Annotated in this window: 21 protein-coding genes, 2 tRNA genes and 1 riboswitch; of the genes, 16 read left to right on the top strand and 7 right to left on the bottom strand. The window is 37.0% G+C overall.

Annotated elements, in window-relative coordinates; all coding sequences use genetic code 11:
* Positions 1-56 precede the first annotated feature (56 nt).
* The 10 genes from R2Q16_RS03195 (at position 57) to R2Q16_RS03150 (ending at position 12,876) form a co-directional block, all read left to right on the top strand.
* Positions 57-1,364, top strand: coding sequence for an amidohydrolase (locus R2Q16_RS03195; protein ID WP_316735128.1), 1,308 nt, complete (start codon positions 57-59; stop codon positions 1,362-1,364).
* Positions 1,365-1,869: 505 nt separating this feature from the next.
* A protein-coding gene (prfB, locus tag R2Q16_RS03190; RefSeq protein ID WP_316735127.1) for a peptide chain release factor 2 occupies positions 1,870-2,944 on the top strand; the annotation gives its coding sequence in 2 pieces (ribosomal slippage) (positions 1,870-1,929 and positions 1,931-2,944; 1,074 coding nt in all).
* Positions 2,945-2,953: 9 nt separating this feature from the next.
* Positions 2,954-3,865: an alpha/beta hydrolase gene (locus tag R2Q16_RS03185; RefSeq protein ID WP_316735126.1), complete on the top strand. Its 912-nt coding sequence runs from the start codon at positions 2,954-2,956 to the stop codon at positions 3,863-3,865.
* 416 nt (positions 3,866-4,281) lie between these two features.
* The gene (locus R2Q16_RS03180; RefSeq protein WP_316735124.1) at positions 4,282-5,529 is read left to right on the top strand and encodes an efflux RND transporter periplasmic adaptor subunit; all 1,248 of its coding nucleotides are present in this window, start codon (positions 4,282-4,284) and stop codon (positions 5,527-5,529) included.
* 4 nt (positions 5,530-5,533) lie between these two features.
* A complete protein-coding gene (locus R2Q16_RS03175) occupies positions 5,534-6,985 on the top strand; it encodes a TolC family protein (protein ID WP_316735123.1) in 1,452 nt (483 codons plus the stop codon).
* Between the two features lie 144 nt (positions 6,986-7,129).
* Positions 7,130-7,795: an ABC transporter ATP-binding protein gene (locus R2Q16_RS03170; protein ID WP_316735122.1), complete on the top strand. Its 666-nt coding sequence runs from the start codon at positions 7,130-7,132 to the stop codon at positions 7,793-7,795.
* 9 nt (positions 7,796-7,804) lie between these two features.
* Positions 7,805-9,034 carry an ABC transporter permease gene (locus R2Q16_RS03165; RefSeq protein ID WP_316735121.1) on the top strand — a complete coding sequence of 410 codons (1,230 nt, stop codon included), beginning with the start codon at positions 7,805-7,807 and terminating at the stop codon, positions 9,032-9,034.
* A 20-nt stretch (positions 9,035-9,054) separates the two neighbouring features.
* A complete protein-coding gene (locus R2Q16_RS03160) occupies positions 9,055-10,233 on the top strand; it encodes an ABC transporter permease (RefSeq protein ID WP_316735120.1) in 1,179 nt (392 codons plus the stop codon).
* A gap of 17 nt (positions 10,234-10,250) precedes the next feature.
* Complete coding sequence (locus R2Q16_RS03155; RefSeq protein ID WP_316735119.1) at positions 10,251-11,624, top strand: sigma-54 dependent transcriptional regulator; 1,374 nt, start codon at positions 10,251-10,253, stop codon at positions 11,622-11,624.
* On the top strand, positions 11,608-12,876 hold the full coding sequence (locus R2Q16_RS03150) for a sensor histidine kinase (RefSeq protein WP_316735118.1): 1,269 nt from the start codon (positions 11,608-11,610) through the stop codon (positions 12,874-12,876). Before R2Q16_RS03155 ends, R2Q16_RS03150 begins: the two co-directional genes overlap by 17 nt.
* Here R2Q16_RS03150 and R2Q16_RS03145 read toward each other — a convergent pair.
* The 4 genes from R2Q16_RS03145 to R2Q16_RS03130 form a co-directional block, all read right to left on the bottom strand.
* Positions 12,873-13,943, bottom strand: coding sequence for an ATP-grasp domain-containing protein (locus tag R2Q16_RS03145; protein WP_316735117.1), 1,071 nt, complete (start codon positions 13,941-13,943; stop codon positions 12,873-12,875). The two genes, R2Q16_RS03150 and R2Q16_RS03145, sit on opposite strands and share 4 nt — an antisense overlap.
* A 109-nt stretch (positions 13,944-14,052) precedes the next feature.
* Complete coding sequence (locus R2Q16_RS03140; protein WP_316735116.1) at positions 14,053-15,438, bottom strand: hypothetical protein; 1,386 nt, start codon at positions 15,436-15,438, stop codon at positions 14,053-14,055.
* Positions 15,439-15,685: 247 nt separating this feature from the next.
* A tRNA-Glu gene (locus R2Q16_RS03135) sits at positions 15,686-15,757 on the bottom strand.
* 79 nt (positions 15,758-15,836) lie between these two features.
* Positions 15,837-15,912: transfer RNA gene (locus R2Q16_RS03130), tRNA-Met, on the bottom strand.
* Positions 15,913-16,099: 187 nt separating this feature from the next.
* Between R2Q16_RS03130 and era the strand changes: the two genes are divergently transcribed.
* The 3 genes from era to R2Q16_RS03115 all read left to right on the top strand — a co-directional run bounded on the left by era (position 16,100) and on the right by R2Q16_RS03115 (position 19,581).
* Positions 16,100-17,002: a GTPase Era gene (era, locus tag R2Q16_RS03125; protein ID WP_316735115.1), complete on the top strand. Its 903-nt coding sequence runs from the start codon at positions 16,100-16,102 to the stop codon at positions 17,000-17,002.
* A 130-nt stretch (positions 17,003-17,132) separates the two neighbouring features.
* Entirely contained in the window at positions 17,133-18,434 is a 1,302-nt protein-coding gene (gene der, locus R2Q16_RS03120; RefSeq protein ID WP_316735114.1) for a ribosome biogenesis GTPase Der, read from the top strand.
* Between the two features lie 637 nt (positions 18,435-19,071).
* Complete coding sequence (locus tag R2Q16_RS03115) at positions 19,072-19,581, top strand: GNAT family N-acetyltransferase (RefSeq protein ID WP_316735113.1); 510 nt, start codon at positions 19,072-19,074, stop codon at positions 19,579-19,581.
* Here the strand turns inward: R2Q16_RS03115 and bla are convergent.
* From bla to R2Q16_RS03100, 3 genes are read right to left on the bottom strand one after another with little or no spacing between them, the layout of a single operon-like run.
* Positions 19,571-20,293 carry a BlaB/IND/MUS family subclass B1 metallo-beta-lactamase gene (bla, locus tag R2Q16_RS03110; RefSeq protein ID WP_316735112.1) on the bottom strand — a complete coding sequence of 241 codons (723 nt, stop codon included), beginning with the start codon at positions 20,291-20,293 and terminating at the stop codon, positions 19,571-19,573. The genes R2Q16_RS03115 and bla overlap by 11 nt on opposite strands.
* A gap of 3 nt (positions 20,294-20,296) precedes the next feature.
* A complete protein-coding gene (locus R2Q16_RS03105) occupies positions 20,297-20,806 on the bottom strand; it encodes a GNAT family N-acetyltransferase (RefSeq protein WP_316735111.1) in 510 nt (169 codons plus the stop codon).
* Positions 20,807-20,824: 18 nt separating this feature from the next.
* On the bottom strand, positions 20,825-22,423 hold the full coding sequence (locus R2Q16_RS03100; RefSeq protein WP_316735109.1) for a S41 family peptidase: 1,599 nt from the start codon (positions 22,421-22,423) through the stop codon (positions 20,825-20,827).
* A gap of 190 nt (positions 22,424-22,613) precedes the next feature.
* Between R2Q16_RS03100 and murQ the strand changes: the two genes are divergently transcribed.
* The 3 genes from murQ (at position 22,614) to R2Q16_RS03085 (ending at position 24,891) form a co-directional block, all read left to right on the top strand.
* Positions 22,614-23,426, top strand: coding sequence for an N-acetylmuramic acid 6-phosphate etherase (murQ, locus tag R2Q16_RS03095; protein ID WP_316735108.1), 813 nt, complete (start codon positions 22,614-22,616; stop codon positions 23,424-23,426).
* A gap of 102 nt (positions 23,427-23,528) precedes the next feature.
* Positions 23,529-24,095 carry a hypothetical protein gene (locus R2Q16_RS03090; protein ID WP_316735107.1) on the top strand — a complete coding sequence of 189 codons (567 nt, stop codon included), beginning with the start codon at positions 23,529-23,531 and terminating at the stop codon, positions 24,093-24,095.
* A gap of 40 nt (positions 24,096-24,135) precedes the next feature.
* Positions 24,136-24,891 (top strand): Bax inhibitor-1/YccA family protein, encoded by a 756-nt coding sequence (locus R2Q16_RS03085; protein WP_316735106.1) that lies wholly within the window; start codon positions 24,136-24,138, stop codon positions 24,889-24,891.
* 113 nt (positions 24,892-25,004) lie between these two features.
* A riboswitch (SAM riboswitch) is annotated at positions 25,005-25,110 on the top strand.
* Positions 25,111-25,203 lie beyond the last annotated feature (93 nt).

Raw genomic sequence — 25,203 nt, 5'->3', positions numbered from 1 at the left:
TTTCCCAACTAAAAATTCTTAGATTAGTTCATCAATTAACCAGAACCAATCCCTTTATGAAAAAACTAATACTGTTAAGCCTTTGTGCGCTTTCTATACATGCCAATGCTCAAAAATCAGATTTGAGACCAATAGTTTCAAAAAAAGCTGATGCCATTGAACAGAAGGTAATCACTTGGCGCCGCGATTTTCACGAGCATCCGGAATTAGGCAATACCGAAACCAGAACTGCTGGAATTATAGCAAAACACTTAGAAGCATTAGGCATTAAAGTAACCACTGGTGTTGCAAAAACCGGAGTTGTAGGGGTTTTAAAAGGTGGTAAACCTGGACCTGTAGTAGCATTAAGAGCAGATATGGATGGTTTGCCAGTTACAGAAAGGGTAGATGTGCCATTTGCATCAAAAGTTAAAACCCAGTATAACGGACAAGAAGTTGGCGTGATGCATGCCTGCGGTCATGATAGTCATGTGGCCATTTTGATGGGCGTTGCAGAGGTTCTTGCATCAATGCAAAAAGATATCGCTGGAACGGTAAAGTTTATTTTTCAGCCAGCTGAAGAAGGTGTATCTGTCGGTGAAGAAGGTGGTGCCGCTTTAATGATTAAAGAAGGTGTTCTGGAAAATCCAAAGGTTGATGTGATTTTTGGCCTGCACATTAATTCGCAAACAGAAGCTGGCGATGTAACCTATCGCCCGGGCGGAACAATGGCTGCCGTAAACGACATGAAAATTACGGTAACTGGTCGTCAGGCGCATGGTGCTTATCCATGGAGCAGCATCGATCCGGTTGTGATTTCAACGCAAATTGTAAATAATTTACAAACCATTGTAAGCAGAAACTTAAATGTAACTGAAAACCCTGGTGTGGTAACGATTGGCGCAATTAATGGCGGTGTACGTTCGAATATTATTCCCGAAAAAGTAGAAATGCTGGGTACGGTTCGTAATTTCAGTAAGGAAGATGAAGCGATGTTTATCGAGCGGATAAAAACAATTGCAACCAAAACTGCCGAAGCAGGAGGGGGAAAGGCAGAGGTTAAAATCCCTTACAGCAATCATTATCCGGTAACATTTAATAATATCGCTTTAACTGAAAAAATGCTGCCAAGTATGCAGGCTACAGCAGGCACAGCGCATGTAAAACTTAAGCCACCTGTTACCGGAGCAGAAGATTTTTCTTTCTTTCAGGAGAAAATTCCTGGCTTGTTTGTATTTTTAGGTGGAATGCCTAAAGGCAAAGACCCGCTAAAAGCACCATCGCACCATACACCAGATTTCTACTTAGATGAAAGTGGATTTGTATTGGGTGTTAAATTGTTATCTAATCTGACCTTGGATTATATGGCGATGAAGAAGAATTAACTTAAAAGATTTCGTCATTGCGAGGCACGAAGCAATCTATTTTGATAAAGATTGCTTCGTGCCTCGCAATGACGGAGTGGGCGTGTAAAGAATTAATCAATGTCGCTATTCTGGATGTTAGCAAAGCGCATCTAGAATGTATAATAAGTTGAGGATTTGAAATCCTCCTTAATTAAAACTTCGAGATGTTCTGAAAGACGCATAAGTTAAAGTCGTCATTGCGAGGCAAGAAGCAATCTATTTTGATAAAGATTGCTTCGTGCCTCGCAATGACGGAGTGGCGTATAAAGAATTAATCAATGTCGCTATTCTGGATGTTAGCAAAGCGCATCCAGAATGCATGATAAGTTGAGGATTTGAAATCCTCTTTAATTAAAGCTTCGAGATGCCTTTCAGAACATCTCGAAGAGCAAAGTTTCTTAGTGCCTAGCAATGACGGAGTGGGCTTATAAAGAATTAACCAATTATCACCTATACTAATCCCCTAATTTATATATTTGCCTTTATGACTAAAGAACAAATTCAGGATTTAAGAGACAGAATAACGTCTCTGAGGAGGCATCTTTGACGTCGATGAACTTTTATACAACATCCGCGAAGAAGAAAAATTAACAATGGCGCCCGATTTCTGGGATGAGCCAAAAAAAGCAGAGAAAATTCTTGCAGAAATCAGTTCAAAGAAAAAGTGGACGGATGGTTTTGAAAATGCAAACAGCGCTGTAGAAGACGCAGCCGTTATGTTTGATTTTTTTCAGTCTGGTGATGCTTCAGAAGCCGAATTAGAAGAGCTTTTCGAAAACAGTAAACAAATCGTTTCTGATTTGGAACTGAAAAACATGCTTCGTACCAAAGAAGATCAGCTTTCGGCAGTCATGCAAATTACAGCTGGTGCAGGTGGAACGGAAAGTTGCGATTGGGCGTACATGCTGATGCGTATGTACATGATGTGGGGCGAAAAAAATGGCTACAAAATAACAGAGCAGGACAGTCAGGAAGGTGATGTGGCAGGGATAAAATCTGTAACCTTACAATTCGACGGCGACTTTTCTTATGGTTATCTAAAAGGTGAAAATGGTGTGCATCGTTTGGTTAGAATATCTCCGTTCGATTCCAATGCACGCAGGCATACTTCTTTTGCGTCCGTTTATGTTTATCCTTTAATCGATGAAACGATAGACATCAATATCAACCCAGCAGATGTTGAATTTGAAACATTCAGGGCTGGTGGTGCAGGTGGACAAAACGTAAACAAGGTGGAAACAGCTGTTCGTTTATACCACAAGCCTTCAGGTATTATCATTAAAAATCAAGAGTCAAGATCGCAATTGCAGAACAAGGAAAATGCTTTACGTTTATTAAAATCTCAACTTTATGAGATTGAACAGCGTAAACGCAATGAAGAAATTGCGGCGATTGAAGGCTCGAAGAAAAAAATTGAGTGGGGTTCGCAAATTCGCAGTTATGTTTTGGATGATAGAAGGGTCAAAGACCACCGTACTAACTTTCAAACCTCAAATCCGGATGCGGTTTTAAATGGCGATATTGATGGCTTTTTAAAGGCTTATTTAATGGAATTTTAAATCTATTTTATGAAAAGGTTTTCCTTATTAATTATTTTAAGTGTGTTGCTGATGTTAAATTTAAATGCACAGGAAGTAATTCCGCTATATACTGGCGTAGTTCCGGGTTCAAAAGTTTCTTCAACCTATACTGAGGTTACGCAAAAAGGAACTGATGGCATATCGAGAATTAGTAAAGTAACAACGCCAACACTAACTGTTTTTGAAGCCCCTGCCGATAAAGCTAATGGCACGGCTGTGATAATTTGTCCCGGCGGTGGTTACGGTATTTTGGCGATAGACCACGAAGGTTATAATGTTGCTAAAAAATTCAATGAAATTGGCGTAACGGCTTTGGTATTAAAATATCGCTTACCTAGCGAAGAAATTATGGTCGATAAAACTTATGCGCTTTTACAGGATGTTCAGCAAGCCATTTATCTGACGAGAAAAAATGCTAAGAAGTATAATATCAAGAGCAATAAAATCGGTATAATGGGCTTTTCAGCCGGCGGACATTTGGCTTCTACCTTATTGGCTCATTACAATGATGTTAAAATAGAAAATAAAGAGAAAATTAACCTTCGCCCTGATTTTGCAGTGTTGGTTTATCCGGTAATAAGCTTTGAGGAATCGGTACATACCGGAACGATGAAAAACCTGTTGGGCGCATCACAAAGTAATGAATTGAAGCATTATTTTTCTGCAAACCAGAATGTAAATAAGAAAACGCCGCCAACATTTTTAGTTCATGCAAAAGACGATAAATCTGTCCCGGTTACCAATAGTATTTTGCTGAGCGAAGCCTTGAAAAAAAATGGTGTTAAAACCGATATGTATTTATATGAAGAAGGCGGACATGGTTTTGGCTTAAAGAACAAAACGTCTGATGTCGATTGGTTTAATCTTATGGTAAACTGGATGAAAAAGGAGAAATTTTAATCATTAAATAAGAATTTGAAAATCAAAGGTTAATTGCGTTTGGCAAGGTTCAGCCCCGCTAAACGCTATAGCCCTCATTGCATTTCGGGGCTGCCGCTCATATCGGGTTTAAGATTTGTGGTTCTGCACCCAAAGCTTTAAAAAAATTACGGCAGTTGCTTTTTAGCCCCAGTTGCAGCCCTACCCTGCAGTAAGGAAACCGACAGCCTGTCCCGATTTATCGGGAAAGCGACCGTATTAGCAGAGGCGGAAGAATTTGCTAAAGCTTTCAAAATATCATTCAAATAAAAATGCCCGATATTAAACACAACGTTCGATATCGGGCATTTTTTATTTTTGAATAACATATAATAATCTGATTATTAGTATTTTATGTTTGGCATTTCGCTTGTAAAAGCTTGTTCAAAATTATTTAAATGGACAGGCTCATCGAAGAAGAAGTTTTAGTTAAGAAAAAGAAGAAAGCGTATGTTATAGGTTTCACCATTCTATTTGTGCTAATTGCAGTAATCTGGTTGGTTAGGTTTTATTTTAAGCCAGCCTTAACCAATAGCGATATTACAACAGCAAAAGTTGAAGTAGGTATTATCGAAAATACAATTAATGCCACTGGAGAAGTGCTTCCCGAATTTGAGGAAGTAATAACCAGCCCTATAAATGCATCTATACAAACTGTTTTAATGGACGCCGGAAATCCGGTAAAAAAAGGTCAGGCTATTTTATCGCTCGATAAAACCGCTACCGAAACTGAATTTGGCAAATTACAGTTTCAAATGGAATCTAAAGAAAACGAAATACGCAAGCTTAAACTCGATTTAGAAAAAAGTTTCTTCGATATCAAATCAAGCAACAGTATTAAACAATTACGTATCAGTAATCTGAAAGATGCCGTTTCTGCTGCCAAGCGTTTGCTCAAAGCGGGTGGCGGTACACAAGAAGATGTAGAAAGGGCAGAGCTTGATTTGAAAGTTGCCAACCTGGAGAAGCTTCAGCTGGAGAATGAAATCAAAAGCAAACAACAAACCATGAAAATCGAAATCAGGGAGGCAGAGATTGCCCTTGCGATTCAGAAGAACGATTTGAATGGCTTAAAGCGAAAGCTCGATTTGGCAAGCCTTACTGCAACCCGTTCTGGGGTAATTACCTGGGTAAATAAAAATATTGGCACTAGTGTACAGGCTGGCGAAGCTTTAGTGCGGATTGCCGATTTAAGCGGTTTTAAAATTGCCGGAAGATTATCAGATAATTTACTCGATAAAATTCACCAAAATATGGCTGCTATTATACGTATTGGTGATGAACAGTTGAGGGGTACGGTGGTAAATATTTCACCTTCAGTAAGTAATTCTATCGTTTCATTCGATGTTCAGCTTACCCAAAAAGACAGTAAAGTGCTACGTCCAAATCAAAAGGTTGATGTTTTTTTAGTAACGGAAACCCGAAACGGAATTTTAAGGGTTGCCAACGGACCTGCATTCAATGGTTCTAATCTTCAGGAAATTTTTGTACTCAATAAAGGTATCGCAGAACGAAGAACGGTTAAAACAGGGCTAAATAATTTCGATTTTGTAGAGATAAAAAGTGGTTTAAAAGCTGGCGATGAAATCATTACATCAGATATGGGCGATTTTAAAAATGTAAAAACCGTAACACTAAGTAATTAAGACGATGAAGAATTTTTTACTTATGGTTTTATTAATTGCTTCGGGAGATTTGGCTTTCGCGGCAGCGGATACGTTAAAATTAACTTTGCCACAGGTTGTAGAAATGGCAAAATCCAATTCCATTGCAGCAAAGCAGGCTACAACTGTAAAGGAAACCAAATATTGGGAATGGCGAACTTTTAAGTCTAACTATCAGCCACAGCTTTCGTTAGAAGGTGTTTTGCCAGGTTATACCAAAACATACAGTCAGGTGCAACAACCAAATGGAACTATTCTTTTTCAACCGGTGCATTACGATAATTCATCGCTTACATTAAATTTCAGTCAGAGTATAGCCGCAACAGGTGGAACCATTTTCGGTACAACACAATTGCAACGCTTTACCGATTTTGATAGAGATAATGTGTTGTACAATGGTATTCCTTATGGTTTGGGTTACATGCAGCCGCTTTTACAATTTAATAGTTTAAAATGGGATAAAAAGATTGAGCCTTTAAAGTACAATGAAAGCAAGCAAACTTTTATCGAAACACAGGAAAAGATATCCATCACCGTTACCGAATATTTCTTTGATTTGCTGTTGGCGCAAGTAAACCTGAGCATCGCAGAATTGAATTTTACCAATACCAAACGCATTTTAGGCATAGCCGATACAAAATTTGAATTGGGTAAGATTTCTAAAAACGAAATTCTTCAACTTCAGTTAGAGGTTTTAAATGCTCAAAAAGCGGTAGGTACCGCGAAGCGGGATGTTGAAATTGCGACTTTAAATCTCCGTAGTTACACGGGCATTGAGGGCGATAACCGCATAAAGCTCGAAATGCCTGCCGTGGTTGCACAAATGTCGGTCATCGCCGAAAAAGTGTTGGCTCAGGCTTTTGAAAATCGCTCGGATGCGATTGGGTTTATCCGCCGATTGGCAGAAGCAAAAAGGGATGTGGCTAAAGCCAAAGGCGAAAACGGCTTAAAGGCAACATTAAGGGCAAACCTTGGATTCTCAAATGCAGGTATAAATGCTTTTGATGTATATCGGAATCCAAGAAGTCAGCAATCGGTAGAGCTACAATTATCCATTCCGGTAATGGATTGGGGGCGTTCTAAATCGCGTACCAAAACGGCATTGGCAAATGAGCAATTCATAACCTATGCTGTGGAACAAGATAAACAGATTTTTGAGCAGCAAATTATTACACAGGTAACCCTATTTAATATGATGAAGGAGCAAATTAAATTAACCGATGCAGCGGAAGATATTGCGGCAGAAAAGTATAAAATTGCAAGTGAGCGATATATTTTAGGTAACCTAAGCATCACCGATTTAAGCATTGCCTTTCAGGAAAACGATAGGGCAAAAAGAGATTATGTTTCTTCGCTTCGCGATTTTTGGGGTGCTTATTACCAGCTCAGGTATTTATCGTTATACGATTTTGAGAAGAATGTTAAAATCACCTATTAAAAAATGAAAATAGAGAACAGAGATTACAATTACCAATTTTCAAAACTCAATTAACAATTTACAAAAGTCAATTTACAATATACGGATGACGAGTTTACAAATGAACTAATGACAAATGAACCAATAAACCATCTTAAATAAATTATGATACGCTTACAAAATATTGAAAAGGTTTACCGAACCGATACTGTAGAAACGCTGGCCATTAATGGCATTAATCTGGATATCTCCAAAGGGGAATTTCTTTCCATCATGGGGCCATCAGGCTGCGGCAAAAGTACCCTGCTTAACATAATGGGTTTGCTCGATGAACCTTCTAAGGGCAAAATCACTATTGATAATCAAGACATCAGCAGTTATTCTGACAAGAAGCTGGCTAATTTCAGAAATGAGAAATTGGGTTTTATTTTCCAAAGTTATCATCTGATTAACGATTTGCAGGTTTTGGATAATGTAGAGTTGCCATTGCTGTATCGTAATTCATCAGCAAAGGAAAGAAAAGAACTGGCAACAGCAGCACTTGAAAAAGTTGGCTTAGCCAATCGTTTAAAGCATTTTCCAAGTCAGCTTTCTGGCGGGCAAAGACAGCGTGTAGCCATTGCGAGAGCAATAGTTGGACAACCACAAATTATTTTAGCAGATGAGCCGACGGGTAACTTAGATAGTGCAATGGGCAATGAGATAATGGATATCCTAATCAACCTAAATAAAAACGAAGGCACTACCATCATTATGGTTACGCATGATGAAAGCATGGCGCATAAAACCCACAAGTTGGTGCGTCTTTTTGATGGTTCACAAGTTCAATAAAATTCAGTTATGCTAAAGAATTACTTCAAAATTGCCATAGCTGTATTAAAGAGGAGGAAATTTTTCACCTTTATCAGCTTATTCGGCATCAGTTTTACGCTAACCATTTTGATGGTGGCAACGGCACTTGCTGATAAAATGTTTAGTGCAGATTATCCTGATGATAAACAGAAACAGTCGCTTTACGTAGAGCGAATCGAAATCAAAAATACCAAAGAAGGTTGGGTGAATATGAGTAACCTGTCGTTTTATTTCTTTGATCATTACGTGTCAAAGTTGAAGTCTGTTACCAAAATGGCTATTTCTTCTGGTCAGAAATCATCAAACGCTTATGTAAATAATCAGAAGTTGGTTATAGAATACAAATACACCAATGCTGATTATTGGAATGTACTAAATTACAAATTCCTCGAAGGTAAGCCATATGGTGATAAAGAAATTAAGAGTGCAGAACGTGTAGCGGTGATTTCACAGGAAACCAAAACTGCTTATTTTGGTGATGCCAAATCGGTAATTGGTCAATACATTTCGGCTGATAATATTAATTACCGCGTTATTGGAGTTGTAGAAAATGTTCCTGGCTCCGTTCGCAATTTTACAGGCGATATGTATTTGCCTTACACACTTTCCAGAGATAGTAAAGACACTGGTTTAATGGGGCAATACAATGCTGTGCTTTTAGGGCAATCTGCAGATGATTTACCTAAAATGAAAAAGGAGTTTGCCCAAATGGTAAAGAAGTTGCCTGTTCCACCGGAGTTTGATAAGATTTATTGCAATGCAGATGAGTACATCATGAGCATCACCCGTAGAATGGGTGGAAATTCTACAGATAATGGTGTTACAAGGGTGATTACGATTGGTGGTGTTTTTGTTTTGCTTTTCCTGTTATTGCCAACCATCAATTTGGTTAATATTAACATTACCCGGATTATGGAACGTTCATCAGAAATTGGCGTTCGAAAGGCATTTGGTGCATCATCAAAAACATTGGTTTACCAGTTCATTGTCGAAAATCTAATTCTTACGCTTATCGGAGGATTCATTGGCATATTTCTGTCCATACTGGTTATTTATTTGATAAATGAATCGAATTACGTCTCGAACTTTAATCTTTCCATGAACCTTAAAGTGCTTTTTCTAAGCCTGGTTTCATGCTTTTTGTTCGGATTAATTTCAGGAGTATATCCAGCCTGGAGAATGTCTAAGTTGAATATTGTTAAAGCTTTAAAGGCTTAATTCGCCATAAAAAATATTATATGTTTAAGCATCTATTTAAATTAATGTGGAATAAAAGGAGCCAAAACTTTTTATTCCTATCCGAAATTCTGATTTCATTTCTGGTTGTGTTTGCTGTTTTTTCTTACATAACTTATTACTATCAGAACTATTCAAAGCCATTGGGTTTTGATTATAACAGGGTTTGGGCAATTGCTTATAGCGGTGAGCAATTGTCTAAAAACCCTGATACTTTAACTACTTTTTATGCCAATCTTGAGAAAGGCTTAAAGTCTATGCCCGAAATTAAAGAGGTAAGTTTTGCAAGTTCTAATTTTCCATATTCATCCAGCTTTATGAGTACGGGTATCAAATTTGGTAAAAAAGAGTTTAATATGATTAGTAGTTACACTGTTACCAACAATTATAACAAAGTTTGGAATGTAGAGCTTGCCGATGGAAGATGGTTTTTGCCCGAAGATTTGGTTGGCAAAGATAAAGCGATCATCATTAATGAATCACTTAGTAAAGAAATGTTTGGTAAAGATAAGGGTATTGGTAAATTGATTGGAGATGATGTTAATAGTAAAATGAAAGTTATTGGTGTAATTCATGATTTCAAATCAGACGGAGATTTTTCGCCAATGAATAACATTATGTTTAAGCAATTAGATACAGGTTATTTAAAATGGACAAGTACCGTTTTGCTAAAAGTACATGAAACTGCAGATGCTACTTTTGAAAGCAAGTTGTATAAGTTTATGACAAATGCCACACGTAGTGCTGTTGAAATTCAACATGTTGATGAAATGCGGGCGGCCAAAAACCGAAATACACTTATACCAATATTTTTGTTTGTAATTGTTGCTGCTTTCCTTATTATCAATGTGGCGCTAGGTTTATTTGGTGTTTTATGGTACAACATTAATAAGCGAAAGGGCGAAATCGGTTTGCGCAGGGCAATCGGAGCAAGTGGAACATCAGTTTCTATGCAAATGGTAATGGAATCCATAATCCTCACCACCATTTCCTTATTGATTGGTTGTTTCTTTGCGATTCAGTTTCCATTGCTAAACGTTTTCAATATTCCGGCAAGTGTATATGTTATTGCAATATTAATTGCTGTTTTATTTATCTATGCTTTGGTTTTAGCCTGCTCTTTATATCCGGGCAAGCAAGCTGCGGCAATTCATCCGGCTATTGCCTTGCATGAAGACTAAATAACTTAACTTCGCATATGATTTTAGTTGTTGATGATGACATTGCCGTAAGAACTTCCATTTCATTGCTTTTAAAAGGGGCAGGGCATGAAATTCTTACGGCAGATAATTCTATTCAGGCTTTTGAAATGGTTAAAACGAGAAAGCCCGACTTGATTATTTTAGATCTTAATTTTTCTATCGATACTTCCGGTAAGGAAGGCATGAGCTTGCTCACTAAGATAAGGGGTATTGATACCAAAGTGCCAATCGTTTTAATTACCGGGTGGGCAAGTATTGAGCTTGCGGTTGAGGGTATGAAACTTGGCGCTAATGATTTTGTAAACAAACCCTGGAATAACGATTACCTTTTGCAAACCGTAGAAACTTTGTTGCAGTTGAACGGCAAAAGAAATACTTCTCAGAGCCGTAAAGCGCTATCAAAAAAGTATAATTTCGCTCAGATTATTGGTGAGGATGAAGGCTTGTTAAACATATTGGAAACCATCGGGCGTGTTGCTACAACCAACGCTTCGGTTTTAATTACCGGTGAAAGCGGAACGGGTAAGGAATTAATTGCCGAAGCCATTCACGAAAATAGCACCCGTTCTACAAAGCCCTTTGTTAAGGTTAATCTGGGCGGAATATCATCTTCGTTATTCGAAAGTGAAATGTTTGGTCATGTTCGCGGTGCTTTTACTGATGCCCGTTTTGATAGAATCGGTCGCTTTGAAATGGCAAATAAAGGCACTATCTTTTTAGATGAAATTGGTGATTTGGAGGCCTCTAGTCAAGTTAAACTTTTACGCGTTTTACAAGACAGAACTTACGAAGTTTTAGGCAGCAGCCGTACAAAAACGGTTGATGCTCGTGTGGTTTGTGCAACCAACAAACACCTAAATGATATGGTTGCAACAGGTTCATTTAGAGAAGATTTGTTATACAGGATTAACCTCATTACGATACATTTACCTGCGCTACGCGAACGCCCAGGAGATATCCCGTTACTCGTTAATTTCTTCATTGATAACATGAAAGTACTTTACGGCAGACCGGATTTAATGATCTTACCGGCAGCCATGCGTTGGTTGCAGCAATTGCCTTTGCCCGGAAACATCCGCCAGTTGAAAAATCTGGTCGAACGTACGGTTTTAATCAGCAGTAAAGATGAATTGGGTATTGATGATTTTCAGTCGCAATTGAATTTATCGCCATTAAAAAATGATAAGGTGAGATTGCCGGGTGTGGGTACCATGACATTAGACCAAATGGAAGCGGAGATGGTGAAGCAAGCGATGAACTTTCATAAAAACAGAATTACCAAAGCAGCTGCATCTTTAGGTATCACCAGAAATGCACTTTATCGCCGCCTGGAAAAACATCAAATTCCTTTTAATGAAACTGAAGACTAAGTACATCCTTTTTATTGTGATTCTGCACTCGATTTGTCTTGTACTGAGTTATTTTATCTTTCAAAAGGAAAAACTGATTTTCATCCTTTCAGAAGCTGCTATTCTGCTTTCGGTGGTTATTTCCATTAATCTTTATAAGCAATTAATTAGTCCACTTACTTATTTAAAACAAGGAATTTCTGCCATAAAGGATAAAGATTTTAATGTGAAATTTTTATCAACAGGTAAGAAAGAAGTAGATGAATTGGTAGATGTTTATAACCACATGATTGATGAGCTGAGGGCTGAACGTACTAGGCAAGAAGAACAGCACTTTTTTCTCGAGAAACTGATTCAGACCTCGCCAACGGGAATTATAATACTCGATTTTGATAAGCAGATTAAACAAATTAACCCAAAGGGATTGGAGATTTTAAAATCAAATTCTGATTTGCTAGAAACGCATATTCATTCCATGCAAACCGGTACTTCAAAAATGATTCGGATTGATGGTTTATACAGTTATAAAATTCAGAAATCGAAATTTATTGATAGAGGTTTTGAGCGAATTTTTGTTATGATGGAAGAAGTTACAGCAGAGATTTTTGCAGCAGAAAAGAGCGTTTATAATAAGGTTATCAGAATGATGGCGCATGAGGTAAACAATACCATCGGACCTGTAAATTCGATTATGAATACGGCATTAAATCAACAAAACTTGTGGCTTAATGATGATGATGTAATGATTAAAAATGCCATGAAAGTTGCTGTAGACAGAAATCAGAATCTGGCTGTTTTTATGCGGAATTTTGCTGATTTGGTTAAGTTAGCCCCTGCAAACCGTAAGCAAATAGATTTAGTTTCATTGCTTATTTCCATTACTGAATTATTGCATTTCACAACTACTGAAAAAAATATAAAATTAGAGTTTGCCATTCCGGAAAAACCATTTTTTATAAATGCAGACGCCGAGCAAATGGAGCAGGCATTAATCAACATCATAAAAAATGCTGTTGAAGCTATAGGAAGTAATGGTATAATCAAAATCTATATAAATTCAAATGATTATAGCCTTAATGTAATTAATTCCGGTGAGGGTATATCCGCAGAAAATGAATATAAATTATTCAGTCCGTTTTTTACCACTAAAAAGGACGGACAGGGTATAGGCTTAACCTTAGTAAGGGAAATACTCTTGAACCATAATTTTATATTTAAGTTAAAAACTTACGGTACGGATGATACCAGATTTGAAATTAAATTTAGATTTTAGCTTTCTGAGTTCCATCGTTGCGCAAGCATCGCTGTAAGTAAATCGCTAAACTCCCAATTAATTCGTCTGGCTGAAAGTGCCGCTAAACTGTCTTGGTCTGCTCGATGCATTCTGCCTGCACCAGTCATATTTGGTTTCATGTTTAAATCAAATAGGAAATACTGACCATTATCATCTGCTCTGCAATCAATTCTAATCGGTGCTTTTGAATGTACTATTTCGGCTGCATGTTGGCACAATTTATAAAGAGATTTCACCTTTGGTTCTATTTCTTCTTCTACAGTCAGCACTTCGCTGTTGTTAATTATGGCTACCTGCCCATTGTAGGGTGCCACGCCGTTTTCATGGTTAAATCTTCTAACGGCTGGCAATGCCCAATAATAGTCATACCTTAATTCAAGTTCCTCCACTATGTATTTTCCGGGTGGCATTATGGTAACTGTAAGCTCTTCTCCGGGCAGGTACTCTTCAAGGTAAACTGCCATTCCAAAATCTCCTTTCTTAAAAGTCTCCTTTAAGTTTTTTTCTAAATCTTTTTCCTGCTCTACAAGCATAACGCCTTGGCTTCCCCTTCCTCTTATTGGTTTTATCATTAAAGGAAATTTCAGGTCAATCGAACCAAGTTTATCTATGTTTTTGCTATCAATCAGCATAGATTTTGGTATGGGCAAATTGGCTTTTTTGAGCATATTATTAGTATGGACTTTATCGTCATAGGTATCAACCATTTTTGGGTCCTGCCCTACAACAAAAATATCTTTTGAAATAAATTCTTCTATCGGATGTCCGTTATATAGCACTGTATTCAGCCAGAAGGTATTTGCGCCTAACGATATGGCTTTGGAAATGCCCTCTTTTGTATCCGGAAAAACCCAATCTAAATCTTGCTCAACTTCCGGATTTTCGGTTGGCGTAATAACGGGAATGTTTTTTTCTTTAAGCGTATAAGCAATATCGGCACCGCTATCGGCATAACCACCGGGTTTGATAGGTTTCAAAATTCCATCTTTAACAGGGGGTTGTTTCGCCTGGTACAATACAGCTACCTTAAAATTAGTGTCACTCATGTCTTAATAACGAAATGACGGGCTTTTGGTTTGGCTGTTGATGTTAAGTTTGCAATCCAAGGTTGTCATGCGGTTCTATTCTTTTAGCCACATGTAAACCGATTACAGGTTACAAATTCATAACCCAGGTACCCATATCATCATCGGGAGACAGACCTAACTTTTTTCTGATTCTGTATTTTCGGCTTTCTACTGCCCTTTGCGAGCTTTTGCTATAGTAAGCGATTTCCTTGGTGTTAAAACCAAGCTTAAGTTTTGCACAGAGGTCTAAGTCTGACGCAAGCATATCGGGTGATTTTTGCGTTAATTTGTGGATGAAAATGGGGTGATGTTCCTTAAATTTCGAATAAAATGCGGCATCATTTGTTTTGACCAATCCGTTAATTTCTTTCAAGATTTCATCGCTAAGTTTGTCTACCTGTAAATCATCAAATTTCTTGTTTAACAGGTTTTTTTCTTCTTTGTGGGTTTTTACGGATTTAAAATATTTCTTGCGGAGCAAAACAAAGGCAATGGTTGTGAGCAGAATAACTATCGCCGCAATGGCGATAATTAACATGTAATTTTTTTTGCTTTTTGAGTGGAGTGTTTCGTTATCTTTGATAATTAAGTCGGCAGTAATGGTCGATGCTTTCTTATGGGCATTGGCAATGCTATCCGTAATCATTGCAAATTTATTAGCATAATCTTGAGCCATCTTCTTATCTCCCATTTTGTTGTACAAAGCAGATAAAAGTTGGTAGCCCCTTTTAATATTGCCAATTCTTTTTGCTTTTTGAGACATTTTTAGCCCAGAATTGAAGTAAGCTAAGGCGCTATTTGTCTGGTTTTGTTTATCGAAAATTACGCCCAGGCCATATATTGGTTCTATGCCAAATTTATAAGCTTTAGTGATTTTAACGAGTTTTTGAGCAATAAGGAAATAACTTTTGGCGGAGTCTAGTCTTCCCGCTTCAAGATATAATTCTCCGACGGCAGCTGCATCTACCACCAAACCTTGATTTGAGTGCTTTCGTTTAATCAAAAGCTGAACATTGTAAGCTTTCTTTCTGTAATACATTACAGAATCATTATTTACTGGTACGCTCGTGTTTGTTTTTATATTAAGGGAGGTTAGCCTGTATATTCTTCCCAAGCAATTGTACTTTTCATCTTCATCCTTTATTTTTTCTGCGTAGAAAGTAGATTCCTTTAGGCAGTTTTTGCTTTTATCAAAATAGAAGAGGTTGCCGTAACAATTGGCTCTAAGGGCCAGCAAATGGGAGATTTTGGCAAAATCCTTTGTTTCGCGTACTTCTTGCTCAATATTATACGTTTCTTTTAAGGCGATGTCGAATTTGCCACTATTGTATAGATTAACAGCTTTTAGCAGCAATAGCTTTAAAGTACCTGATTGATAATGGTTTGCCCTGGTTTGTTTTAAAAGCCTTTCTATCATTAGCGTGCTGGAGTCGGCATCGGAAGTTGTAGTAGCTATTGAATATAGGCTATCCATTTGTTTTTTGTTTGCCTGTGCAAATGCTGAATTTATGTAGCACAAACAAAAAATAACAATAATACAAACGCGTATTAATTTTAATAGGAATGACATGCTTGGGTAATAAAAGGTACAAAATTAAATAACTCTATTTATTTTATACAACTTTTAGGAGTTATTTTTTTAAAATGTATTTTTATACAATTATGAGAAGCGAATTTCTCTGGAAACAAAAAAACCGCTTTAATTTCTTAAAGCGGTTTAGTAGCCCGTAGGGGAATCGAACCCCTGTTTCCAGAATGAAAATCTGGCGTCCTAACCCCTAGACGAACGGGCCATTTTAATTTGTGATTTTGGATTTTAGAATTACGATTAGTAAAAATCTACAATCGTTAATCTAAAATCGTCATTCAACTTGGTAGCGGGGACACGACTCGAACGTGCGACCTTCGGGTTATGAGCCCGACGAGCTACCAACTGCTCCACCCCGCACTATATTTGGAATTTTCTAATCGGTTATGAACTCTTCCGAGCTTACTCCCGATAAATCGGGACTCCACCCCGCACTATATACAACTCGTTTTTCGCTTGAATTAAATCCTTAACTCTGTTTCCGAATTGGAATGCAAAGATATAATTCGTTTCTTTGTAGTGCAAATTTTTTTTAAAAAATATTTTAATGGCACATAAGGCAGGTTTTGTTAGTATAATCGGTAAACCAAATGTTGGTAAATCAACCCTAATGAATGTGCTTGTTGGCGAACGACTTAGCATTATTACACCTAAGGCACAAACCACAAGACATCGCATTTTAGGTATTGTAAATGAAGAAGAATATCAGATAGTTTTTTCTGATACTCCAGGAATTATCAAACCAAAATACAGTTTACAGGAAAGTATGATGAGCTTTGTAAATGGTTCTTTAACTGATGCCGATGTACTTTTGTTCGTAACTGATATTAATGAAACGCATGATGAGGATGATGTTTTAGAGAAATTGCTTAATCGTGATATTCCAACTATTGTATTAATCAACAAAATCGATACGGCTTTACAAGAGCAGGTTGATGAAAAAATTGCTTACTGGAAGGAAAAATTAAATCCTGTAGCTATTTACGCGATATCAGCTTTGCATAAACATAATGTTGATGGCTTGTTAGATAGAGTTTTGGAAATGTTACCAGAACATCCGCCATATTATGATAAAGAAGATTTAACCGACCGTTCGGAGCGTTTCTTCGTGTCGGAAATTATTAGAGAGAAAATCTTTTTAAACTATCAGAAAGAAATTCCATACAGTACCGAAGTTATTGTAAAAAGCTTTAAGGAAGAAGAATTGCGTTCTGGTAAAGAGGGCGATTTAATGATACGAATTAGTGCTGAGGTTGTGGTAGAACGCGATTCTCAAAAAAATATATTGATTGGCACCGGCGGTAAAATGCTTAAAAAAGTAGGTACCGAAGCCCGTTTAGAAGTAGAAAAATTTTTAGGGAACAAAGTTTTCTTAGAACTATTTGTTAAGGTAATCCCAGACTGGAGAAGTAAAAAGAATTATTTAAAGAGCTTCGGTTACGATAATTAACCGTACCTTTGCAGCCCGAAATAAATCGGTTAGTAGTTGATAGTCAATGGCTGATAGCCAAATCGTTTAAGCAGATTGCCTAAACACCGCGACCCTTAACTATAAGCCATTAACTATCAATAATACAACAATGAGTAATATTATCGCCATCGTAGGCAGACCAAACGTAGGAAAAAGTACCCTTTTTAACCGATTAACTGAAAGTCGTAAGGCTATTGTTGATGATATGAGCGGTGTAACCCGCGATAGGCATTATGGCGTTGGCGAGTGGACTGACAGACAATTTACTGTAATTGATACCGGTGGTTACGTTGCGAATTCTGAAGATGTTTACGAAGCAGCAATTCGTGAGCAAGTTATGATTGCCATTGAAGAAGCGAGTGTGCTTATTTTTATGGTTGATGTAACGACTGGCATTACCGATTTGGATGATGATATTGCACAGGTGCTTCGTAGAAGTAAAAAACCAGTTTTTGTTTGCGCTAATAAGGTTGATAATACAGCGCTGTACAACGATGTTCATACTTTTTACGGTTTTGGTTTAGGCGAAGTTTATCCGCTTTCATCTATGACGGGTTCTGGAACTGGCGAGTTGCTTGATGAAGTGATTAAAAACTTTGATGATGAACCTGAAGAGGAGAATCAACTACCAAAAATAACCATCGCTGGTCGCCCAAATGTTGGTAAATCTTCATTGGTAAATGCATTAATTGGTAAAGAGCGTAATATTGTAACGGCAAACGCAGGTACAACACGCGATTCAATTAAAATTCATTACAACCAGTTTGGGCATGAGTTTATGCTAATTGACACTGCCGGATTACGTAAAAAAACAAAGGTTAAAGAAAACCTTGAGTTTTATTCGGTAATGCGTACCATTAAAGCATTGGAAGAGGCTGACGTTGTGGTATTAATGATTGATGCACAAGAAGGTATCGAAAGTCAGGATATTAATATTTTCCACCTTGCCGAAAAGAACAAAAAAGGTCTTGTTATTTTGGTAAATAAGTGGGATTTGATTGAAAAGAACACTAAAACCATGAAGGTTTTTGAAGATGAAATTAGAGAGCGCATTAAACCATTTACTGATGTGCCTATTATTTTCACTTCCGTTTTAAATAAACAACGTATTTTCAAAGCCATTGAAGCTGCTTTAGAAGTTTATAAAAACCGTAGCAAGAAAATACCTACATCAAAATTGAACGATGTAATGTTACCATTAATCGAGGCTTTCCCACCTCCGGCATTAAAAGGAAAGCATATCAAAATTAAATACATCACACAAATTAATGGAACTTCGCCAATGTTTGCGTTCTTCTGTAATTTGCCACAATATATTAAAGACCCTTACAAACGTTTTATCGAGAATAAATTGAGAGAAAATTTTGATTTTTCTGGTGTTCCAATTCAGATTTATTTCAGACAGAAGTAGGTTTAAGTCGGAAAAACTAAAGCTGAACGATATTGGCTTAAATTTTAAAGCGTAATTAGAAAAGCAGGGTTCGCATTCCATCGGGGAAAGCAGCCCTGCTTTTTGTTTCAATCCCCGATGAAAAATCGGGGGATTTTCACGCCAATCAGGTTTAGTTACAAAGGAATGAACTTTTTGGGCAAGTTACCCCCCCCTTGCCCAAATGTCGTTAACTTTAGGAAAATGGAAAAATATAGTCATCCTGAGCGTAGTCGAAGGATAGATATTTTGTGTTTTTCAACTGAAAGAAAAGTCTTCGACTACGCTCAGACTGACAACGGATTTATTTAAATTGATGGCATTTAGGGCTGGTTTTGCTCCATTCACCCATAGATATTTACACAATAGAAGTTTTATAGCCCCGGTTGAAGCGATACCCTGCAGGGCTGCGTAGCATGCCCAAAGCGTATAAGCGTAAAACGGGAAGAAGCGTAAAGTTATGTAGTGCAATTGCGCTTCAAAAAATTAAATTAATTCATATTATTGAAAATTTCATTTAGGTAGCTTCATAATTTCTGCCTACGCGGGAGTTACGGCCATGTGGTAATATATTATAAAATCCGCAGTGTATTCCGTGGTAAAAACATAATTTTACACCATGCAAATTGAAGTTAAAAACAGCATCCAAACCGATATCGATAAAATTTTTGAATTTTATGATATGGCGATTGCCTATCAAAAAAAGGTTTTCAATAAACATTGGCAAGGTTTCAGCAGAACATTAGTTGAGTCTGAAATCGCCGAAAATCGCCAGTATAAAATTTTGGTTGATGGAGAAATTGCCTGTGTTTTTGCCGTAACTTTTAATGATAAATTAATTTGGGGCGAGCGAGATAAAGATTCAATTTACATTCATAGAATCGTCACGCATCCTGATTTTAGGGGTTATGCTTTTGTGAAAGAAATTATAAAATGGGCAAAAACTTATGCGGCAACAAATAATATTGCTTTTATAAGAATGGATACCTGGGCTGATAATGAGAAGCTTTTAAAATACTATACTGCTTGCGGTTTTGACTATGCTGGTATGGTTACTTTGGAAAAGTCGGAGGGCTTGCCAAAACATTATGAAGGCATCAGTTTGAGCTTATTCGAAATTAAGGTTTAACCTTTGTGTTACTTAATAATTCTAAAGTGTGGTTTAGGGCGTTGGGTTTATTGCCCTCGCCATGACCAGGAATTAAGATTTTAGCATCAGGAAATTTCTTTTGTACATTTTTAATGCTTTGTGCCCATTGTTTTATGTTGGCTTCGCCAATATAGCCCAAATCTTTCGAATCGATACTTTTAACTAAACAGCCACCATATAACAACTTACCTTGTTCAAACCAAATGGTGATATTGTCTTTGGTGTGCCCTTCGCCAGCAAAATAAGTGTGGATGTTTACTCCTCCAATATTAAAAGTGGTATCGCCATTAAATGTAAATTGAGCAGTAGGTTTTTTAGTTGCTAGAAGTATTTTGTTGGTTTTGGCTGTTGCATAAGTTTCAATGCCTTTTGCTTTAAAAAACCCTAATCCGCCTGCTCTATCTTCATGAGAATGTGTTGCTATTGCTAGTACAACTTTTTGGTTATGCTTAACTTTTATGCTATCTAAAAAGGGTTGAAATTGTGTGGAATCCCAGGGCGCATCAATTACAACTACACCTTTTTTAGTGACCAAATAAACCGCATTCGCATCGGTAATGTTGCCTTTATACACATTGTATGATGTGTATTTGTATAAATTTGGGGCAATTTTTGTGATTTTTAGTTTTGGATTTTGGGCTAAAATATTTGTAGAAATCAAACAAAAAATTGCAAAAACTAAGGTTTTCATAAGTTATTTTAAATTTAGTTTCCAGGTAAACATACCTTCTCCCTCGGCAATTTTAACGAAATTATTCTTTTCCAAAATTGAATAAGATGCAACATTTTCAATTTCTGTTGATGCCGTAATTGTTTTCACATCAACCTGTGTTGCTGCCCATTGTATTAACCTGGCAACCGCTTCAGTCATGTAGCCATTATTTCTAAATTCGGGGTAAGTACCGTAGCCGATTTCGATTTCTCCATTTGCATCGGGTTCGCCAACAAAACACAAATCGCCAATTAATTTTTCATCGGCTTTTGAGCTAATTGACCACAAGGTGTTGTATAAATAATTTTTATTAGAATCGATTACATTTGGCAAAATGGTTTCGCGGATGGCAGCTTGTAATTCTTCAGAAATGATGTTTTTACCCGGTTTCAGGTTTAATTCTCTTTCGAGCGAATTGTTATTTCTAACATATTTTAAAAGCTGGTTATGAGTTAGCGGATGCAAAATCAATCGGTCCGTTTCAAGAGTCATAAATTAGTGCTTTTTAGATTACTGTAAACTGTTTAGTGCTTGTTTAACTACGTTATCGTTTTGGTTTGCAGCACGGTAATAACCAACATCTCCTAAATAATATCTGCAAAGCAATGCTTTTAAATCGTTCAAAATCAAGCCTCTCGAATTGTAAAGCTGAAAACGATCGATTTGTACATTTTTACGTTGAAGAAAACCTATAAAATCTTTAAAATCCAAATCATTTAAATTGAAGTTATTGATATTCTGTTCGATGTAAGTTGAGCTGTATTTTGCGGTTAAAACATTGAAAACATAATCAGAAAGCACTTTTTTGCTTACTAAGTTATTGTAGAATTTGTTGTAACCTGTAGTATCTAGTTTTACGAAAACATCGGGCTGTATGCCGCCAACGGTCTTAGGTTTTTTCTGAAGATTTACACCATTATTTTTTTCAAGAGAATCTTTAAAGGATGTTAAATCTCCGGTTAATTCTCCATCATTCATGCGTTCATCAAGCTCATGCTTATAAGCATCGTAACCCTTTTTATAAGATTTTTGAATGCTTTTACCTGATGGTGTGTAATATCTGGCAATGGTTAGATTTAGTGCAGAACCATCATTAAAAGCAAATTGCTCTTGCACCAAGCCTTTACCAAAAGAGCGACGACCGACAATCACACCTCGTCCTAAATCCTGAATGGCTCCGGCTACAATTTCACTTGCTGAAGCGGTATTTTCATTGATTAAAACCGCTAATTTACCTTGTTGAAAAGCACCGCTTCCAGTCGAGAAATAATCTGTGCGAGGTTCGTGTTTACCTTGCGTGTAAACGATAAGTTTATTTTCGGGTAAAAATTGGTCGGCCAAGCCCGTTGCCGCACTGAAATAACCACCGCCATTGTCTCGCAAATCGAGAATCAGTTTTTTCATGCCCTTGGCTTTTAAATTATTTGCTGCGGCTGAAAAATCATTATCAGTGTTGGCACCAAATTTACTAATGCGAACATAACCTGTTTCACCGTTTATCATGTAAGCGGCATCAATACTGCTAATGTTTACCTTACCTCTGGTTACCATTACCCGATTTGGCAATTGGCTTCCGCTATGCTGCAATAAAACATTTACACCACTCCCGGCTTTACCTTTAAAGCGACCGGCCAATTGTTCTTTTGGCAATTCTCTGCCACTAACCACAGTAGAATCAATGCTTAAAATTTTATCGCCAAGTTTTATCCCTGCTTGAAATGCTGGTCCGTCTTTTATAACTCCGGTTACCATCATGGTATCGTTAAGCATGTAATATTCCAAGCCAACGCCTTCAAAGTTTCCTTCCAAATCTTCCTGCATGTTTTGAGCATTTGCAGGTGGCAGATAAACGCTGTGCGGATCTAATTGATGCAATACGCTATCGATTGGTAAATTCTGAAGTGAGTCTGTATTGATGTCATCTACATAATTCCCGTTGATGATGTGCAGGATTTCATCAAGCTTTTCGGAATTTGCAGCAAGTTTTGTTGGTTTTTGAACACCATACCCTTGGTCTTTTATGAACTTAATGCCCAAAAACATGCCAACTATTAAAATTACAGAATAGCTTATTGCAATTAGGGCATTATTACGGGTATTTTTTTTCATCAGCGTTGCTACAAATTTATGAAAATAAGCGGTTTGATTAATTTTTTAACTCATTTTATTAGTCTTTTGTTTCTAATTTTTAACATAAATTAACTCCTTACCCTAACATCCCGAATTTTTGTGCTGTAGATTTTTAAAGTTTTGAATAGTTTTTAAAAAGAATTTACCGAATTTTATCAAAATTAAATTTATGAACAGAGTTACCGAGCAAGAATCAAATTACCATGAGATCGAAAAAATGTCGGTTTTAGAGGTTCTTCAAGGCATTAATAATGAAGATAAAACAGTTGCTTTTGCGGTTGAAAAATCTTTGCCTCAGATAGAAAAATTAACTTCGGCAGTGGCCGAAAGGATGAAAAAGGGCGGTCGTCTTTTTTATATTGGTGCAGGTACAAGCGGGCGCTTGGGCGTAGTTGATGCATCCGAATGTCCACCAACTTATGGCGTTCCTTTTGATTGGGTTGTAGGCATAATTGCTGGTGGCGACACTGCGATTAGAAAAGCAGTAGAGTTTGCGGAAGATGATACCGAACAAGCCTGGAAAGATTTGCAAGAATTTGACATCAACGAAAAAGATTGTTTGGTTGGTTTGGCTGCTTCGGGTACAACACCATATGTTATTGGGGGTTTAAATACTGCCCGTAAAATAGGCGTTTTAACAGGTTGCATTGTTTGCAATACCGGCGGACCAATTGCTGCTGAATCTGACTTTCCTGTGGAGGTTGTGGTTGGGCCTGAATTTGTAACTGGTTCTACTCGTATGAAATCGGGTACTGCACAAAAATTGGTTTTAAACATGCTGAGTACCACGGTTATGGTTCAGTTAGGCCGTGTAGTTGGAAACAAAATGGTTGATATGCAGTTAACTAATAATAAACTGGTTGATCGCGGAACGCAGATGGTTGCTGATGAATTACACATTAACTATGATGATGCAGCAGAGCTTTTGTCAATTCATGGAAGTGTTCGTAAAGCGGTAGAAGCGGGGCAATTGAATTTATGATTGTAGATTTACGACTTACGATTTCTGCAACCCAATTTCAAATAAATTGATTTACTATTTTTCAATCTAAAATCGTAAATCTTTAAATCAAAAATTTAAAAAATGCACGAGATAGAGCCGTATTATCAATGGAGGGATGAATATATCTCAGCAGAGGATGAACGTTCGCCTTTTTACAATACAGAATATTCTGAGTTATTCTTCGATAAGCAGATTTACAATTTTCTTTTACATCCTCAATGGGATGAATTTGGTTCGAGCACCTTATACATGAAAGTGCTTTTTGTAGATTATGATAGAAGTTATGCCATTATCGAATTTATGGGAGAATGGAATGACGCCATTAATAACGATATCATGTTGCTTAAACGTGATATTTTGGAGTTGATGATGGATGAAGGCATTAATAAATTTATCCTGATAGGAGAAAATGTACTAAATTTTCACTCATCAGACGATAGTTACTATGAAGAATGGTTTCAGGAAGTAGAAGATGGCTGGATTGTTGGTATAAATTTTCAGGAGCACGTCATCCGAGAATTTAAGGAAAACAGCATCGATTATTACATCAATTTTGGTGGTTCTTTTGATGAGATGCCTTGGCGTACACTAAAACCGTTACAATTCTTTAAAAAAGTTGAAGAGTTGCTGACAAAAAGATTGAATTAAAATATCTATTTTTATATAATTTAAATACACAAAACAAAAAATGGAACAACAAAATTATCAATATCAAGATAACAGCGTTTTTGTACAGCAAGGCTCTGTTTCTAAAAAATTCTTCGCAAATGTTTTTACCTGGATGTTTGTGGCACTATGTTTATCAACAGTTGCAGCATACTTATTTAGTGAGAATGAGCAATTGATGCAGTATCTGTTAACCATAAATCCATCAACAGGAAAAGTTGGTATGTCGATTTTCGGTTACATTGCAATGTTTGCACCGCTTGGATTAGTTTTACTAATGGGATTTGGATTAAGCAAGCTTTCTTACACATCATTAATTGGCGTGTTTGTTCTATATTCAGTATTAACTGGAATCAGCTTAAGCTTTATTTTATTGGCTTACACTTCCGGTTCGGTTGTAAGTTGTTTTGCAGGTGCAGCTGGTATATTTGGTATTATGGCTGTAATGGGATACACAACTAACATCGATTTAAGCAAATTTGGTCCGATTTTAATGGTTGGCGTAATTGCTTTGGTAATTGCTAGCTTGGTTAATATGTTTATCCAAAGTGAGCAATTTAGCTTGTTTATGGCTTTTATTGGTATTGCAATTTTTACGGCTTTAACTGCATATGATGTTCAAAAAATCAAAAGAATTGGTGAGGGTATCGAAGCCAATGGTGAACAGGTTTTACAAGTAGAATCGAAGAAAATGGCTATTGTAGCTGCATTATCTTTATACTTAGATTTCTTAAATATTTTCCTTTTCTTACTTCGTATTTTCGGAAGCAGAAAGTAATCTTCAGCAAAACAATATTTTAAAGGCTGCGCAATTTTGCGTGGCCTTTGTAATTTTATTTGGTAGCGAAGCGATAATTTTTGGAAATGATGTTGCTTTGTTGCATTTTTGTATGCTTATTATGAAAGACGGAGGGATTAGACCCTACGATGTCTTAGCAACCTGTGCCCACACAAGGTGCTAAATTCTAATCCCGATTTATCGGGAGAAAGATAAGTTTAGCTGGTATCAATCTGCCAACTTTTTAAATAAGCCTTTGGAGTATCAAGAATAAAGTATCGAGTATCAAGACAATAAAGTCTTCTTACAGTA

This window comes from Pedobacter aquatilis, from assembly GCF_032678425.1.
In the GTDB taxonomy this organism is placed as follows: domain Bacteria; phylum Bacteroidota; class Bacteroidia; order Sphingobacteriales; family Sphingobacteriaceae; genus Pedobacter; species Pedobacter aquatilis_B.
The sequence above is the reverse complement of the archived record's forward strand: the minus strand, read 5'-3'. Positions and strand labels throughout refer to the sequence as shown.